The following is a 15,213-nucleotide window of genomic DNA, read 5'->3' as shown; positions in this document are numbered from 1 at the left end:
CTTAGCATCAAGCCGGCATCTTGGGCGAGGCAGAGCCTACCGCTTAGAGCCATGAACAAAATCCTTCTGGCGTTGTTGCTCAGCCTTGCCGTACTCCATGTACTGCGTTCCACAGAGCCCCTGGCCAGAATCGTTTCACTGAATTTTGTCAGCGGCTTTTAATTTTCTCAGCAACTCTCAGCCGCCCCGGGCTTTGAGGTTGTTGTCCATATTCATTGCATGGAATGCGCTGCGGCTTTGCACGCGCTGGTAAAACTGCAGCATGCGCTCGGCCTGCAAGCGTGCGGTCCAGCGCTTTACCGCATATTGCCGGGCTGCCTGGCCCAGCTTGGCGCGCTTGCCTGGGTTGGCAAACAGGCTGAACACCTTGGAGGCAAAAATACGTTCATCCTCAGGGGCGATCATCGCGCCCTCCCCTTCTATCAGGATGGACTTGGTGCCCAGCTCCGCCAGTGCCACGACGGGTACGCCTTGTGCCATCGCCTCCAGCAGCACCAGTCCTTGCGTCTCGGTCTTGGAGGCGAAAACGAAGACATCCGCCGCCTTGTAGCAGGCATTCAGTTCGGTGTTGCGGTCCAGGTAGCCGATGAACTTGATGTTGTCGCCCAGCGCCAGCTCGGCACTCAAATCCTCCAGGTGTTTTTGCGCCGGCCCTTCCCCGGCAACGACCAGCAACATGTCGGGCTGCTGGCGCCGCAGCTCATTGGCCATGCGCAGCAGGAAATCGATATTCTTTTCATGCGCGACGCGACCCACGAACAAAGCCACGGGCCGCTGGCGTGAAATGCCGTAACGGTCGCGGAAAGCCTCGCCGTCGGCCTCTTCAAAGCTTTTTTCCTGCAAGCCGGTCGGAATCACTTCCGCGCTGGCCTTGACGCCATAGCTGCGTAACGCATCCAGCATGGGCTGCGATGGCGCGATCACTGCGTTGACCGCATTGCACTGCCGCCGTGAGGTACTGATCGCGATCTTGCGGGCCATGGACTGGGGTATCCATGGCAGGTAGTGGTGCATATAGTCTTCAAAGAAGGTGTGGTAGGTTTCCAGGCAGGGAATATCCAGCAAGCGTGCGAGCTTGATGCCGAGATAATGCGCCACGAAGGGGGTATGGATATGCACGACATCGTAATTCTCGTCGCGCAATTCCGGCAACAGCTTGAGTACGGCAGCGTAGCGCATCAACCTGTCCTCCGGATCGAAATAGATGCTGCGAGCGGGAATGCGCTTGATCCAGGCTTCATCTTCCGTAGAGACGCCGTAATCCGGTGCGATCAGATGCACCTCATGGCCCAGCGCCTGCATCTGGCTCACAAAAGTACGGATCGAGGTGGAAACCCCGTTCACACGGGGAAAATACACATCCGAGATGAACAATATCTTCACGCGCCCTGCTCCAGTATCAACAAACACATATGGGTGAAGATACCTATGGATTGTGACGCTTCAATGAATTGCCATGCGCTCGTCACATTTTTTGACTAGACTTGCGCCATGAGGAATTTTTTCTGTTCATTCGTATTGTTCGCCCTATTGGCGCCCTCAGCTGCCATGGCAGCACGCCCGATGATTACCGACGATGCGCGTGTTGTAGATCCGCAAAGCTGCCAGCTCGAATCATGGGCAAAACGCAACCGTAACAGCACGGAATATTGGGCGTTGCCCGGATGCAGCCCGGCGGAGAACTTGGAGCTGACACTGGGTGGGGCTATTACCCGTGAGGACCGCGCCTCGCAGAACACCGACCTGATGATGCAGGCGAAAGCATTGTTCAAGCCGCTGGAAACCAATAGCTACGGCTATGGCCTGGTCGTAGGCTATGCGCAGCATCCCAGGCTGGACAACAATTCCAGCATGGTGGGCAACGCCTATGCCTATGTCCCGGTCAGCGCCTCGTTCTTCAGCGACAAATTGATCCTGCACGCCAACCTGGGCGCATTACACGACAAGGAAAAAAGCCGGACGGACATGACTTGGGGATTTGGCTCAGAAATCCCGCTCGCAGGCAAATTGGACCTGATTGCGGAAACCTATGGAGACCATCGCGCGCGTCCCTATTACCAGGCAGGCCTGCGCTATTGGCTGGTACAGGACCGGGTACAGATCGACACCACCTACGGCAACCGCATGCACAACAATAGCGACGAGCGTTGGCTCAGCATCGGCTTGCGCCTGCTCTCTGCCCCGCTTTGGTGAGGCACGGCTGCGGCGGGCGAAAATACTTTAGCCGAAGATCAACAGACACCAGACCACCACCAGGTTGATCAGGGAAATCAATACGGCGGCACTGCCGATATCCTTGGCGCGCTTGGCAAGCTGGTGGTTTTCCAACGAAATCCGGTCCACGGTCGCCTCAACCGCCGAGTTGAGTAACTCGACGATAATCACGAGCAGCACGCTGCCTATCATTAAGGCCTTGGCAATCGCATCGTTGCCAAGGTAAATGGCCAAGGGAATCATGATCATCGCCATGAGCACTTCCTGACGGAACGCGTCCTCATTGCGGTAAGCGGCCGCAAGCCCGTCGACAGAGTAGCCAAACGCATTGATCAGACGACGCAAACCGGTCTTGCCCTTGTACGGACTTTCCATGAATTCCTCGGAACAGAATGTGGGAGATTGAGCGCGGCAGTATAGCAAATTGCCAGCAGCCCCTGCCATTGTCACGATAACATCACGGAATTGCCACAATCCATTCATTGCCAGCCAGCACATTAACGGCATGAATACCGGCAAGATATTGACTTCATTGCTGTGGTTCACACCAATCGTGGGCTACAGTGCGGACGCCCAGGCCTGGGGCCTGGTGACCCACGTCTACTTCGCCCACTCGCTGCTCTGGGCCATGCCGTTGCTCGACCCGCGCCTGCAACGCGCCATCAGCCGCTTCCCGCAACTGGTAATGGCGGGAGCGTGCCTGCCGGACCTCGCCATCGTATCGCCGCGCTTCAGCCACAGCCATTACTGGGAAAACGCCCACCAAATGCTGGCCAATGCCAGCGGCGATGAGGAAACCGCGATTGCCATCGGCTACGCCAGCCACCTCTACATAGACGTCATCGCGCACAACCACTTCGTTCCCGCCCATGAAGCCATGTGGATGGAAGGCAGCATGATCACGCACATCGGCGCGGAATGGGCCATGGATGCCTACCTGGCCCCTTTGCTAGAGCATACCCCTGCCCAACTGTTGCTCAACCATCGGCACACCTTGGGACACTTTATCGCCCCCTACTTCAACTGCAGCCCGGCGGAAGCCATCCGCACAATATCAAGACTGGGAAAAGCCGACCGTCTGCTGCGCGTGTCCCGCCTGCCAGGCATGATCTACCATGGCATGCGTTTAATGGATAAGCGCCTGTTCCGCAATTTCGCCTTCTACATCGCCAGGACCCAGAGCGCACTCAGCCATATCGGCACGTTATTGCAAGGCGGCAGGCCGCACTGGGAGCCGGAACTCAACCACGTGCCCAGCGAACAGATGCAACGCTGGCGCAAGCGTTGCCTGGCTGACCTTAAGCGCAGGCTCAATAGCCCGATCGAGTATTTTTACTGATCCTACCTGCCCGCAAGGGCGAGCGCAGCGATGCCAAGCCGCCGTTGACTTACCTCCCGTCTGACTGCGCCGAGTAGCGCAGCCAGACGGGGAGCCCAAGGTCAAAACCGCACTTGGCTTCGCTGCGCTCGCCATTGCGATGATGTGAGGAAAATAGAAACAGCTAGACGAACAAGAAAGATACCGAGGCGATCAAAGCGCCAATTGCAGCTCCTGCCAGCACATCGCTCGGATAATGCAACCCCAGCACCACGCGCGACATCGCCACCAACACAGCAAACGGCAGTATCAGCATGCTAAGTTCCGGATAATAGGCCAAGGCGACCATGCTGAATGCGACTGCGTGCAGGGTATGGCCCGAGGGGAAGCTGAACTTGTCGAGCGGTTTTCCGGCTAGCCACACGTCCTGGTGGACAGCATAAGGTCGTGGACGCAAGGTTTTGCCCTTGAGCCATTTGTAGATCAACGTGCCGCTCAGGCCTACGACCATCATATGCAGGCTGGCCGCAATGCCAGCCTCTCCTTGTGTGAGGATCAGGCCCAGCATGATGGCATACCAGAACACGCCATCGCCCAGGCGGCTCACCAGGCGGAAACTCCAGCGTACCAGGCGGTAATGGCTGCTGCGATTGACCTTGATGCACAAGGCACTGTCCAGCGCACAGATACGTTCAAGATAATTTGTCAGCAGTCGGTTATGCATGGGCGCAGATTGGCACTCCCTCATGACAAAACCGTGTCACTACGCTGAATTTATGATGACAGCCGCTCTTAGTTTCCTGCCGCTTGCCGCACCACAGCGGCAATATTCTCGGCCAAGCTCTGCACAAGGTTCCGGTCCTGCCCTTCGACCATGACGCGAATCTTGGGCTCCGTGCCGGAAGCGCGCAGCAAGACGCGGCCGCTGCCGTTCAATGCATCCTCGGCAGCCTTCACCGCCGCCTGCAATTCTGGATTGCCGTCCAGGTCAATGCGTTGCGCGACCTTGACGTTGATGAGTACCTGAGGATAGAGTGGCAAGCGCCTGCCCCAATCGGCCAGGCTCAGGCCGGAGGCGCGCAAGGCATGCAGCACCTGCAATGCGGCGATGATGCCATCGCCGCTGCTATGCTTGTCCAGACAGAGGATGTGCCCTGAGTTTTCCCCGCCCAGCTGCCATTCATTGGCATTGAGCAATTCCAGTACATAGCGATCACCAACCTTGGCACGCTGGAATGGGATGCCTTCTTTGCCCAGCGCATGTTCGAGCGCTAGGTTGGTCATGAGGGTACCGGCTACACCGCCACCCAACCGGCCACGTTGATGGCGATGGCTGGCGATAATGTAGAGCAGCTGGTCGCCATCCAACAGCTGGCCTTGGCTATCGACCATGACCACGCGGTCGCCATCGCCGTCGAACGCGATGCCGAGGTCGGCCTGATGCTCGACCACGGCCTGCTGCAAGGACTCTGGATGGGTGGAGCCGACGTCCAGGTTGATGTTCAGGCCGTTCGGCTGGGTACCGATGCTGATGACTTCGGCGCCCAACTCGTGGAACACAGGCGGCGCCACATGGTAGGTCGCGCCGTTGGCGCAATCGAGCACGATCTTCAGCCCGCGCAAATCCAATGCATTCGGGAAGGTGCTCTTGCAGAACTCGATATACCGGCCTGCAGCGTCGTCAATCCGCTTTACCCGACCGATCTGTTCCGTCGGGACCAGCTCCATGGGCTGGTCCAATTCGGCCTCGATGGCGAGTTCTACCTCGTCCGGCAACTTGGTGCCTTGCGCCGAGAAAAACTTGATGCCGTTATCGTCAAACGGGTTATGGGATGCCGAAATCACGATGCCGGCCTGCGCACGCTGCGCACGGGTCACATGGGCGATGGCGGGCGTCGGCAACGGCCCGGTGATACGGACGTTGACGCCGCCTGCGCAAAGACCGGAGACCAGTGCCGTCTCGAACATATACCCCGAGATGCGGGTATCCTTGCCGATAATCACCAGCGGTTTGGTGCCGGGCGCCAGGTGATGGTCCATACGCGTCAACACACGACCGGCCGCATAGCCAAGGCGCATGACGAAATCAGGGGTGATGGGAAACGTCCCCACCTTGCCGCGCACACCATCCGTACCAAAATATTTTCTGCTCATTTTTATGACTCGTTAAATTTTTTACCAGCGCCGCTCATGCATTGATGACGGCATCGACTACCTTTAGCGCATCCACCGTGGCCTTCACGTCGTGCACCCGCACGATACGGCCGCCATTCATTGCCGAAATCACCGACGCCGCCAGGCTGGCATGCAGCCGTTGATCGACGTCACTACCGACGATCTGCCCAAGCACGGACTTGCGCGACAAGCCGACCAGCAAGGGGCGGCCCAGCTCTAGGATATCCGGCAGGCCGTTGAGCAGGGCAATATTATGCGCCGTGCGCTTGCCGAAGCCGAAGCCCGGGTCGAGCACGATGCGCTCAGCAGGAATGCCCGCCGCCTCACATGCCTGCAAGCGTTGCAGGAGGAATGCCTTTACTTCCTGCACCACGTCCTGATAAACCGGATCCTGCTGCATGGTCTGCGGCGTCCCCTGCATATGCATGACGCAAACCCCGGCATTGCCCTCCGCAGCCGCCTGCAATGCGCCGGGCTCCTGCAAGCCGCGAATATCGTTGATGATGGCGGCACCGGCTTTCACCGCTTCGCGCATCACTTGCGGCTTATAGGTGTCAATGGAAAGCGGTACATCGACTTCCCTTGCCAGGCGCTCTATTACGGGGATTACCCGGTTCAGCTCCTCCTCCAGTCCGACAGGGATTGCATTAGGCCGAGTAGACTCGCCGCCGATGTCGAGAACATCGGCCCCCTCGGCTACCAGTTGCAAGGCATGCGAGACGGCCAGCTCGGTCGAGGCATAGCGCCCGCCGTCTGAAAAGGAATCCGGAGTGACATTGACGATGCCCATGACATGGGGCCTCGTGAGGTCAAGCTGGTACTTGCCGCAAATGAATTGGTTAGAGATTGGCATATTTCATCAACAGACGGAAACAATAAAGGCCACAAGTCCCGAAGTGTTTGCTTTCGAGTCAATGTGGCCTAGAAGCGGGAACTGAATCAGGCTTTTGCAGCAGGCTGCGGCGCTGGCTCTGTGGTCGTGCCGCCGCCATTGTCGCTATCGGCGGCAGGCTTGCTGCTGGATGGCGCTGGCTTGGGCGGACGTGGCGGCTTGCCTTCCATGATGTCCTGGATTTGCTCGGCATCGATGGTTTCCCACTCCAGCAAAGCGGCCGTCATGACTTCCACCTTGTCGCGGTTTTCTTCCAGCAGCTTGCGCGCCACGGCATATTGCTCATCCAGGATACGGCGGATTTCCGCATCCACCTTTTGCTGGGTCGCCTCGGACACGGTCTTGGAAGACATGCTGCCAAAGAACGAATCTTGCTCGCTACCTGCATACACCATGGTGCCCAACACATCGGACATACCGTACTTAGTGACCATGTCGCGCGCGATCTTGGTAGCGCGCTCGAAGTCGTTGGAAGCGCCGGTGGACATCTGGTTCATGAAAATCTCTTCCGCGATGCGGCCGCCGAACAGGATGGAGATTTCCTCCAACATCTTGTCCTTGTAGTTGCTGATGCGGTCGTGCTCGGGCAATTGCCAGGTCAGGCCCAGCGCCCAGCCACGCGGCATGATGGTCACCTTGTGCACAGGATCGGCGTGCGGCAGCAGGGCTGCAACCACTGCATGGCCGGATTCATGGTAAGCCGTGTTACGGCGCTCTTCCTCGCGCATAATCATGGACTTGCGCTCCGGGCCCATGAATATCTTGTCCTTGGCATCCTCGAAGTCCTGCATGTCCACGGTACGCTTGTTGCGGCGCGCAGCGAACAGCGCCGCCTCATTGACCAAGTTGGCCAGGTCGGCGCCCGAGAAGCCGGGCGTGCCGCGCGCGAGGATATCGGCCTTGACGTCGGCGTCGATAGGCACCTTGCGCATGTGCACCTTGAGAATCTGCTCACGGCCACGGATATCGGGCAAGCCGACCATCACTTGGCGGTCAAAACGCCCGGGGCGCAGCAGCGCCTTGTCCAGCACATCGGCACGGTTGGTGGCAGCAATCACGATCACGCCGGAATTGGCCTCGAAACCGTCCATCTCAACCAACATCTGGTTAAGGGTCTGTTCGCGCTCGTCATTGCCGCCGCCGGTGCCTGCGCCACGGTGACGGCCCACGGCATCGATTTCATCGATAAAGATGATGCAAGGCGAATTCTTCTTGGCCTGCTCGAACATGTCGCGCACGCGCGCCGCGCCCACGCCGACGAACATTTCAACGAAGTCGGAACCGGAAATCGTGAAGAAAGGCACCTTGGCCTCGCCGGCGATGGCCTTGGCAAGCAGGGTCTTACCGGTCCCAGGAGGGCCCACCATCAGCACGCCGCGAGGGATGCGTCCGCCCAGCTTCTGGAACTTGGTCGGGTCGCGCAGGAATTCCACCAGTTCGGAAACTTCTTCCTTGGCTTCGTCGCAACCGGCCACATCCGCGAAAGTGGTGTGGTTGGAGTTTTCATCGAGCTGGCGCGCCTTGCTCTTGCCGAACGAGAACGCACCGCCCTTGCCGCCGCCCTGCATCTGGCGCATGAAGAAAATCCAGACGCCGATCAGGAGCAGCATGGGGAACCATGACACGAAAATGCTCATGAGGATGGATGGCTCTTCGTCGGGCTTGGCTTCCACCGTCACATTGTTCTTGAGCAGGTCGGACACCAGCCATGGGTCGGAAGGCGCATAGGTATTGAACTTGCGGCCTTCGTTGGTCACGCCGCGCAGCACGCGTCCATCAATGGTGACCTTGGCGATCCTGCCCTCTTTCACCTCATTGATGAACTGCGAATACACCACCTGGCTCTCAGAAGAACCCTTGGGGCCGAACTGGTTGAAAACCGTCATGAGCACCAGGGCCACAATCAGCCAGATGGCAACGTTCTTTACGATGTTATTCAAAGTCCTGATCCTTATTCAATGGACATTTACTGCTTTATTCTAAACCTATTTGCACCGTCATGCCCTACAATTCAGGCATTCTTGCGCTTCAGGCCTAGAAGATAAACTTCACTGCTGCGGTCCCGCGACGCCTTGGGTTTGCGCGTCACCACTTTCTCGAAACTTTCTCGCATTGCCAGCACAATCTCGTCGAAGCCGGAGCCGATGAACACTTTGACCAGGAAATTGCCCCCCGGTTTCAACCATTCCCGGCTAAACTCCAGTGCAAGCTCGGTGAGGTAGGCCGCCCTTGCCTGGTCCACGTCGCTGATGCCACTGATATTGGGGGCCATATCGGCAATTACAAGGTCTACCGGCTTTCCGTTCAGGGTTTTTTCAAGGGCCCGCAGGATTTCCTCCTCGCGAAAATCCCCCTGGATGAACTCGACGCCAGGCACCGGCGGCATTTCCAGAATGTCCAGCGCGATCACGCGCCCTTGGCCGGCAAGGCGCTGGACTGCCACTTGCGACCAGCTGCCAGGCGCAGAGCCCAGATCGACGATGGTCATGCCCGGCTTGATCAATTGGTCTTTTTCATCAATTTCGAGCAATTTGTAGGCGGCACGGGCACGGTAGCCGTCACGCTGGGCACGTTTGACGAACTCGTCATTCACATGTTCCTGCAACCAAGCTTTACTGGTAGGTCGGCGTTTCATCTGCTAAACTGCGAGCCTTTTCGAATCAACAAGATAAATCAATTGAATTCCAAACAAATCAGCTTTTTGCGTGGCCTGGGCCACGACCTGCATCCTGTAGTGATGATAGGTAATAACGGCCTGTCAGAACAGGTCTTGAAAGAGATTGAGGTCAGCCTGAAGTCGCACGAGCTGATCAAGATCAAGGTATTCGGCGACGACCGGGCGGCCCGCGTCGCCATGCTGCAGGAAATCTGCGAGAAGACCGGCGCCATTCCCGTGCACCATATCGGCAAGCAATTGATCATCTACCGCCAGGCCGAGCAGCCCAAGATCGCCATTCCGAAATAGAACGAGCCCTTACCTAAGACAAAAGCCGCAACTCATCATCATTGTGAATTGCGGCTTTTCTCCGTTACGGCCTTGCCTTGAATATCAGCACCAGGCCAAGCAGGCTCTGAACCAAGTAGCCCACGCTGGCGATGCCGTGTACCAGGCTGAACTGGTCCGCGAAGTCGCTATGCATTACATCGGCAGGCAATGCCTGCGCCTTCAGATCCGCCATCATGGGCTGTATGACGAACTGCCCGCCGATCGCGATCAGGAGCATGATGACCACAGCCCAGAAAAAGCCTTGCTTGAATGCGAAAAACCCTGAACGCAGTAGGCGGTGCAGCAGCAAGTAGACCGCGCTTGCAAAGCCGATGTAGGCCACTAGTTCGAATAAACGTCCCGCAAGATTTCCCGCCAATGGCTTGTCTGCAGCAAGTTGGCTGAACAGGCTGGGCGCCACGACATAGCCGACTATCCACAAGGCTCCTACCCAAAGGGTAATGACGATTAATGCCAACCTGTCAGACCATGCATTCATTCGCCTAGCCTCTCTAGATATACTGCACGTTGAGCACTTCGTAGGAGCGCAGGCCGCCAGGAGCCGCCACTTCAGCAACATCCCCCTCGACCTTGCCGATCAATGCACGGGCAATCGGCGAACCAATCGAAATCTTGCCGCTTTTGATGTCCGCTTCGTCGTCGCCTACGATCTGATAGGTCGCCACGTCCCCGCTATCCAGGTCTTCAACCTCAACCGTGGCGCCAAATACGCAGCGGCCCTCGGCATTCAGGGTTGCGGGATCAATGACCATCGCATTGGAAAGCTTGGCCTCGATTTCGGCAATCCGGCCTTCAATGAAGCTCTGGCGCTCCTTGGCCGCATCATATTCCGCATTTTCGGAAAGATCGCCTTGGGCGCGCGCTTCCGCAATGGCCTGGATCACGTCAGGCCGGTCCACGCTGCGCAGGCGCTGCAATTCGGCCTTGAGGAGTTCAGCGCCTTTGACGGTAATTGGGATTTGATTCATTTGTTATTCCTTGGCATCCACAACTTGCTTGAAAACAATGCATTGCCTGCCGAAACGAACCGCAACAGGCATGCCGGATAAAAATAAAACCACACCTGCTTGTACAGGCGTGGTCTGGTCAGTAACTATGTTATTACTTAGAAAGCTGTTTATGCAAGCTTTGCAAGGACTGCACTTCCAGTTCCTGCATATGCGCCATGCCGATGCAGGCGGCCTTGGCGCCAGCCAGCGTAGTGTAATACGTCACCTTCTGCTGCAGGGCGCTGCGGCGGATTTCATAGGAGTCCGCCACGGCACGCTTGTCTTCGGTCACGTTGACAATGAAGCTGATCTCGCCGTTCTTGATCATGTCCACGATGTGCGGACGCCCTTCCGCCACCTTGTTCACCGGCGTCACGCTCAATCCGGCCTCGGTCAGCGCGCCAGCGGTGCCGCGCGTAGCCACCAGCTGGAACCCGAGTCCAGCCAGGGCCTGTGCGATTTCGACCACGCGCTCGCGGTCCTCGCGCCGTACGCTGATGAACGCCTTGCCGCCCTTGGGCAGCTTGGTGCCGGAACCGAGCTGCGACTTGACGAAGGCTTCGGCAAAGGTCTTGCCTACCCCCATCACTTCGCCGGTAGACTTCATTTCCGGCCCAAGAATGGTATCCACGCCCGGGAACTTGATGAACGGGAATACCGCTTCCTTCACGGAATAGTAAGGCGGCACGACCTCGCGGGTCACGCCCTGGTCCTTGAGCTTGCGCCCGGTCATGCAGCGCGCCGCGATCTTGGCCAGCTGCAAGCCGCAGGCCTTGGACACGAACGGCACGGTGCGGGACGCGCGCGGATTGACTTCCAGCACGTAAACGGTATTGCCCTGAATAGCGAACTGCACGTTCATGAGCCCGACCACGCCCAGCGCCTTGGCCATCTTGACGGTCTGCTCGCGCAGCTCGTCCTGCATCGCAGCAGACAAGCTGTATGGCGGCAGCGAGCATGCGGAGTCGCCTGAGTGAACGCCGGCCTGCTCGACGTGCTCCATGATGCCGCCGATGATGACGTCTTCGCCGTCGGAAAGCGCATCCACATCAACTTCGAGCGCATCGTTGAGGAAGCGGTCGAGCAATACCGGGGACTCGTTGGAAACCTTGACGGCCTCACGCATGTAGCGCTCCAGCTGTGCCTGCTCGTGCACGATTTCCATCGCGCGGCCGCCCAGTACGTAGGAAGGACGCACCACCAATGGATAGCCGATTTCCTGCGCCAGGCGGATCGCCTCTTCAGGCGTACGCGCCGTGCGGTTGGGCGGCTGCTTCAGATCGAGTTCCTGCAGCATCTGCTGGAAGCGCTCGCGGTCTTCCGCACGGTCGATCGCGTCCGGGCTGGTGCCAATGATGGGCACGCCGGCCTTCTCCAGGTCGCGCGCGAGTTTGAGCGGAGTCTGTCCGCCATATTGCACGATCACGCCTTCCGGCTTTTCCAGCGCCACGATCTCCAGCACGTCCTCCAGCGTCAACGGCTCGAAATAGAGGCGATCGGAAGTGTCGTAATCGGTGGATACGGTTTCCGGGTTGCAGTTGACCATGATGGTCTCATAGCCGTCCTCGCGCATCGCGAAGGCGGCATGCACACAGCAATAGTCGAACTCGATGCCCTGGCCGATACGGTTAGGCCCGCCGCCCAGCACCATGATCTTTTTCTTGCTGGTCGGCTGCGCCTCGCACTCCTCTTCATAGGTGGAGTACATATAGGCGGTGTCTGTCGAGAATTCGGCAGCGCAGGTATCCACGCGCTTGTAGACCGGGCGCACGCTCAATGCCTGGCGGTAGGCGCGCACGGCATGCTGGTCGGTGCCCAGCAGCCTGGCGAGGCGCTTGTCGGAGAAGCCGCGGCGCTTGAGCTGGAACAGCGCGTCGCGATCCAGGTCGGCGAGGTGACGGCCCTTGAGCGCCTGCTCGCGCTTGATGATGTCCTCAATCTGCACCAGGAACCAGCGGTCGATCTTGGAAAGGTCGAATACCTGGTCCACCGTCAGGCCGGCACGGAACGCATCGCCAACGTACCAGATGCGCTCAGGGCCGGGCTCGCCAAGTTCCTTCTGGATTTCGTCCAGGTCAGTCGTCTTTTCGTCCAGGCCGTCCACGCCTACTTCCAGGCCGCGCAGGGCCTTCTGGAATGATTCCTGGAAAGTACGGCCAATGGCCATCACTTCACCCACCGACTTCATCTGCGTCGTCAAGCGGGAGTCAGCCTGCGGGAATTTCTCGAACGCGAAACGCGGGATCTTGGTGACGACGTAATCGATGGAAGGCTCGAAGGAAACCGGTGTCGCGCCACCCGTAATCTCGTTGCGCAGCTCGTCCAGGGTAAAGCCGACCGCGAGCTTTGCCGCCACCTTGGCAATCGGGAAACCGGTGGCCTTGGATGCCAAGGCGGATGAACGCGACACGCGCGGGTTCATCTCGATCACGATCATGCGGCCGTCGTCGGGGTTGATCGCGAACTGCACGTTGGAACCGCCGGTATCCACCCCGATCTCGCGCAACACGGCGAGAGAGGCGTTGCGCATGATCTGGTATTCCTTGTCGGTCAGGGTCTGCGCAGGAGCGACAGTGATCGAGTCGCCGGTATGCACACCCATCGGGTCAAGGTTCTCGATGGAACAGATGATGATGCAGTTGTCCTTGCTGTCGCGGACCACTTCCATCTCGTATTCTTTCCAGCCGAGCAGGGATTCTTCGATCAGCAGCTCGCTGGTCGGGGAGGCCTCCAGGCCGCGCTCGCAAATCGTGATGAACTCTTCACGGTTGTAGGCGATGCCGCCGCCGCTGCCGCCCATGGTGAACGAGGGGCGGATGATGGCGGGATAACCGATCGAAGCCTGCACCTGCAACGCCTCTTCCATGCTGTGCGCCACTGCGGAGCGGGCGGAGCCCAGGCCGATCTTGGTCATGGCCTGCTTGAACTTCTCGCGGTCCTCGGCCTTGTCGATGGCTTCCTTGGAAGCGCCGATCAGCTCGACATTGTATTTTTCCAGCACGCCGTGCTTGGCCAGGTCCAATGCGCAATTCAGCGCGGTCTGCCCGCCCATGGTCGGCAACAGCGCATCCGGGCGCTCGATGGCAATGATCTTCTCGACCATCTGCCAGGTGACAGGCTCGATGTAGGTTGCATCCGCCATGTCCGGATCGGTCATGATGGTCGCCGGGTTGGAGTTGACCAGGATGACGCGGTAGCCTTCTTCGCGCAACGCCTTGCAGGCCTGGGCGCCGGAATAGTCGAATTCACAGGCCTGGCCGATCACGATCGGGCCGGCGCCTATGATGAGTATGGATTTGATATCGGTACGTTTTGCCATGGTATTTATTGCTTTTGCTGTCCCATCAGGTTGATGAAGCGGTCGAACAGGTAGCTCATCTCGTTAGGGCCCGGGCTGGCTTCGGGATGCCCCTGGAAGCTGAACGCAGGCTTGTCGGTACGGGCGATCCCTTGCAGGCTGCCATCGAACAAGGAGACATGGGTAGACTTGAGGTTGGCTGGCAGGCTTTCGGGATCGACCGCAAAGCCATGGTTCTGGCTGGTGATGAATACACGCTTGTCGTCCAGGTCCTGCACCGGATGGTTGGCGCCGTGATGGCCGAACTTCATCTTGACGGTCTTGGCCCCGCTCGCCAGGGCCAATAGCTGGTGCCCCAGACAAATCCCGAATACCGGCACCCCGGTATCCACCAATGTACTGATGGCCTTGATCGCATAATCGCAAGGCTCCGGGTCTCCCGGGCCGTTGGAAAGGAAGATGCCGTCGGGATTCAACGCCAAGGCTTCCTCGGCAGTCGCCTGGGCAGGCAGGACGGTCACCTTGCAGCCGCGCTCCACCAGCATGCGCAGGATGTTGTGCTTGACGCCGTAGTCGAAAGCGACCACGTTGAACTTGGCATGATCTTGGGCGGCATAGCCTTCTCCAAGCTTCCATTCGCCCAGCTCGAACGTGCCTGCGTCCTTGCGGCTCACCACCTTGGCCAGGTCCATGCCGGCCAGGCCAGGGAAGCTGCGCGCCAATTCCAGTGCGCGCGCCTCGTCCACCTCGCCGGCGATGATACAGCCGGCCTGCGCGCCTTTTTCACGCAGGATGCGGGTGAGCTTGCGGGTGTCGATATCGGCAATGGCCACCACGTTGTTTTCGGCCAGGTATTCTGACAGGGGTTTCTCGCTGCGCCAGCTGCTGCTCAGCAAGGGCAGGTCGCGAATGACGAGGCCGCTTGCATAGACATGCCCGGACTCGACGTCCTCGACATTGACCCCGACGTTGCCGATATGCGGGTAGGTCAATGTCACGATTTGCTTGGTATAGGATGGGTCGGTGAGAATTTCCTGATAACCGGTGATGGAGGTGTTGAAAACCACCTCCCCTACAGTCTCACCCAAGGCACCGATTGAAATGCCCCTGAACACTGTCCCGTCTGCGAGCACAAGTACGGCTGGGGTTTGCGGCAATTCTAACTCCTTGTAACTATTTGATATTCCGCACAAAGACAAGCACGGAAAGCGGATGTGCAAAGCGGGACGGGCTCCCGCCCATCCCGCTTTAATTTTTGCAGAATTATAGCCTAAAGCGGCATTGCCTTCAACGCGCGCATTAAACAATTTTCATACTACG

General features: G+C 58.5%; 14 protein-coding genes. 3 read left to right on the top strand and 11 right to left on the bottom strand.

Annotated elements, in window-relative coordinates; genetic code table 11:
• Nucleotides 1-177: 177 nt before the first annotated feature.
• Nucleotides 178-1,383, bottom strand: coding sequence for a glycosyltransferase (locus tag ACKF11_RS02620; RefSeq protein ID WP_407995857.1), 1,206 nt, complete (start codon nt 1,381-1,383; stop codon nt 178-180).
• A gap of 108 nt (nt 1,384-1,491) precedes the next feature.
• On the opposite strand from ACKF11_RS02620, the gene ACKF11_RS02615 reads away from it, so the two are divergent.
• Nucleotides 1,492-2,193: a PA4824 family protein gene (locus ACKF11_RS02615; protein WP_510338908.1), complete on the top strand. Its 702-nt coding sequence runs from the start codon at nt 1,492-1,494 to the stop codon at nt 2,191-2,193.
• A gap of 27 nt (nt 2,194-2,220) precedes the next feature.
• Here ACKF11_RS02615 and ACKF11_RS02610 read toward each other — a convergent pair whose 3' ends face one another.
• Entirely contained in the window at nt 2,221-2,589 is a 369-nt protein-coding gene (locus tag ACKF11_RS02610; RefSeq protein ID WP_407995855.1) for a diacylglycerol kinase, read from the bottom strand.
• A 130-nt stretch (nt 2,590-2,719) separates the two neighbouring features.
• Between ACKF11_RS02610 and ACKF11_RS02605 the strand changes: the two genes are divergently transcribed.
• Complete coding sequence (locus ACKF11_RS02605; protein WP_407995854.1) at nt 2,720-3,553, top strand: zinc dependent phospholipase C family protein; 834 nt, start codon at nt 2,720-2,722, stop codon at nt 3,551-3,553.
• A gap of 163 nt (nt 3,554-3,716) precedes the next feature.
• Here ACKF11_RS02605 and ACKF11_RS02600 read toward each other — a convergent pair whose 3' ends face one another.
• From ACKF11_RS02600 to rlmE, 5 genes are all read right to left on the bottom strand, one after another.
• Nucleotides 3,717-4,256 carry a phosphatase PAP2 family protein gene (locus ACKF11_RS02600; protein WP_407995853.1) on the bottom strand — a complete coding sequence of 180 codons (540 nt, stop codon included), beginning with the start codon at nt 4,254-4,256 and terminating at the stop codon, nt 3,717-3,719.
• Nucleotides 4,257-4,324: 68 nt separating this feature from the next.
• Nucleotides 4,325-5,686, bottom strand: a complete 1,362-nt coding sequence (glmM, locus tag ACKF11_RS02595; protein ID WP_407995852.1) for a phosphoglucosamine mutase — start codon at nt 5,684-5,686, stop codon at nt 4,325-4,327.
• A 34-nt stretch (nt 5,687-5,720) separates the two neighbouring features.
• Nucleotides 5,721-6,560 carry a dihydropteroate synthase gene (gene folP / locus ACKF11_RS02590; RefSeq protein ID WP_407995851.1) on the bottom strand — a complete coding sequence of 280 codons (840 nt, stop codon included), beginning with the start codon at nt 6,558-6,560 and terminating at the stop codon, nt 5,721-5,723.
• 86 nt (nt 6,561-6,646) lie between these two features.
• Nucleotides 6,647-8,539, bottom strand: coding sequence for an ATP-dependent zinc metalloprotease FtsH (gene ftsH / locus ACKF11_RS02585; RefSeq protein ID WP_309564728.1), 1,893 nt, complete (start codon nt 8,537-8,539; stop codon nt 6,647-6,649).
• 71 nt (nt 8,540-8,610) lie between these two features.
• Nucleotides 8,611-9,234, bottom strand: coding sequence for a 23S rRNA (uridine(2552)-2'-O)-methyltransferase RlmE (rlmE, locus tag ACKF11_RS02580; RefSeq protein WP_407994330.1), 624 nt, complete (start codon nt 9,232-9,234; stop codon nt 8,611-8,613).
• A 33-nt stretch (nt 9,235-9,267) separates the two neighbouring features.
• Between rlmE and ACKF11_RS02575 the strand changes: the two genes are divergently transcribed.
• Nucleotides 9,268-9,564, top strand: a complete 297-nt coding sequence (locus ACKF11_RS02575; protein WP_407994387.1) for a YhbY family RNA-binding protein — start codon at nt 9,268-9,270, stop codon at nt 9,562-9,564.
• Between the two features lie 64 nt (nt 9,565-9,628).
• On the opposite strand, the gene ACKF11_RS02570 is transcribed toward ACKF11_RS02575, so the two are convergent.
• The 4 genes from ACKF11_RS02570 to carA all read right to left on the bottom strand — a co-directional run bounded on the left by ACKF11_RS02570 (nt 9,629) and on the right by carA (nt 15,050).
• Nucleotides 9,629-10,084, bottom strand: a complete 456-nt coding sequence (locus ACKF11_RS02570; RefSeq protein ID WP_407995850.1) for a DUF4149 domain-containing protein — start codon at nt 10,082-10,084, stop codon at nt 9,629-9,631.
• 13 nt (nt 10,085-10,097) lie between these two features.
• Nucleotides 10,098-10,574, bottom strand: a complete 477-nt coding sequence (gene greA / locus ACKF11_RS02565) for a transcription elongation factor GreA (protein WP_309564725.1) — start codon at nt 10,572-10,574, stop codon at nt 10,098-10,100.
• 133 nt (nt 10,575-10,707) lie between these two features.
• Complete coding sequence (gene carB, locus ACKF11_RS02560; RefSeq protein WP_407995849.1) at nt 10,708-13,914, bottom strand: carbamoyl-phosphate synthase large subunit; 3,207 nt, start codon at nt 13,912-13,914, stop codon at nt 10,708-10,710.
• Nucleotides 13,915-13,919: 5 nt separating this feature from the next.
• Complete coding sequence (gene carA / locus ACKF11_RS02555) at nt 13,920-15,050, bottom strand: glutamine-hydrolyzing carbamoyl-phosphate synthase small subunit (protein ID WP_309564723.1); 1,131 nt, start codon at nt 15,048-15,050, stop codon at nt 13,920-13,922.
• Nucleotides 15,051-15,213 lie beyond the last annotated feature (163 nt).

This window comes from Methylobacillus draconifructus (genome assembly GCF_045984385.1).
GTDB classification, from domain to species: Bacteria; Pseudomonadota; Gammaproteobacteria; order Burkholderiales; family Methylophilaceae; genus Methylobacillus; species Methylobacillus flagellatus_A.
This window is presented reverse-complemented; position numbering and strand designations above follow the sequence as displayed.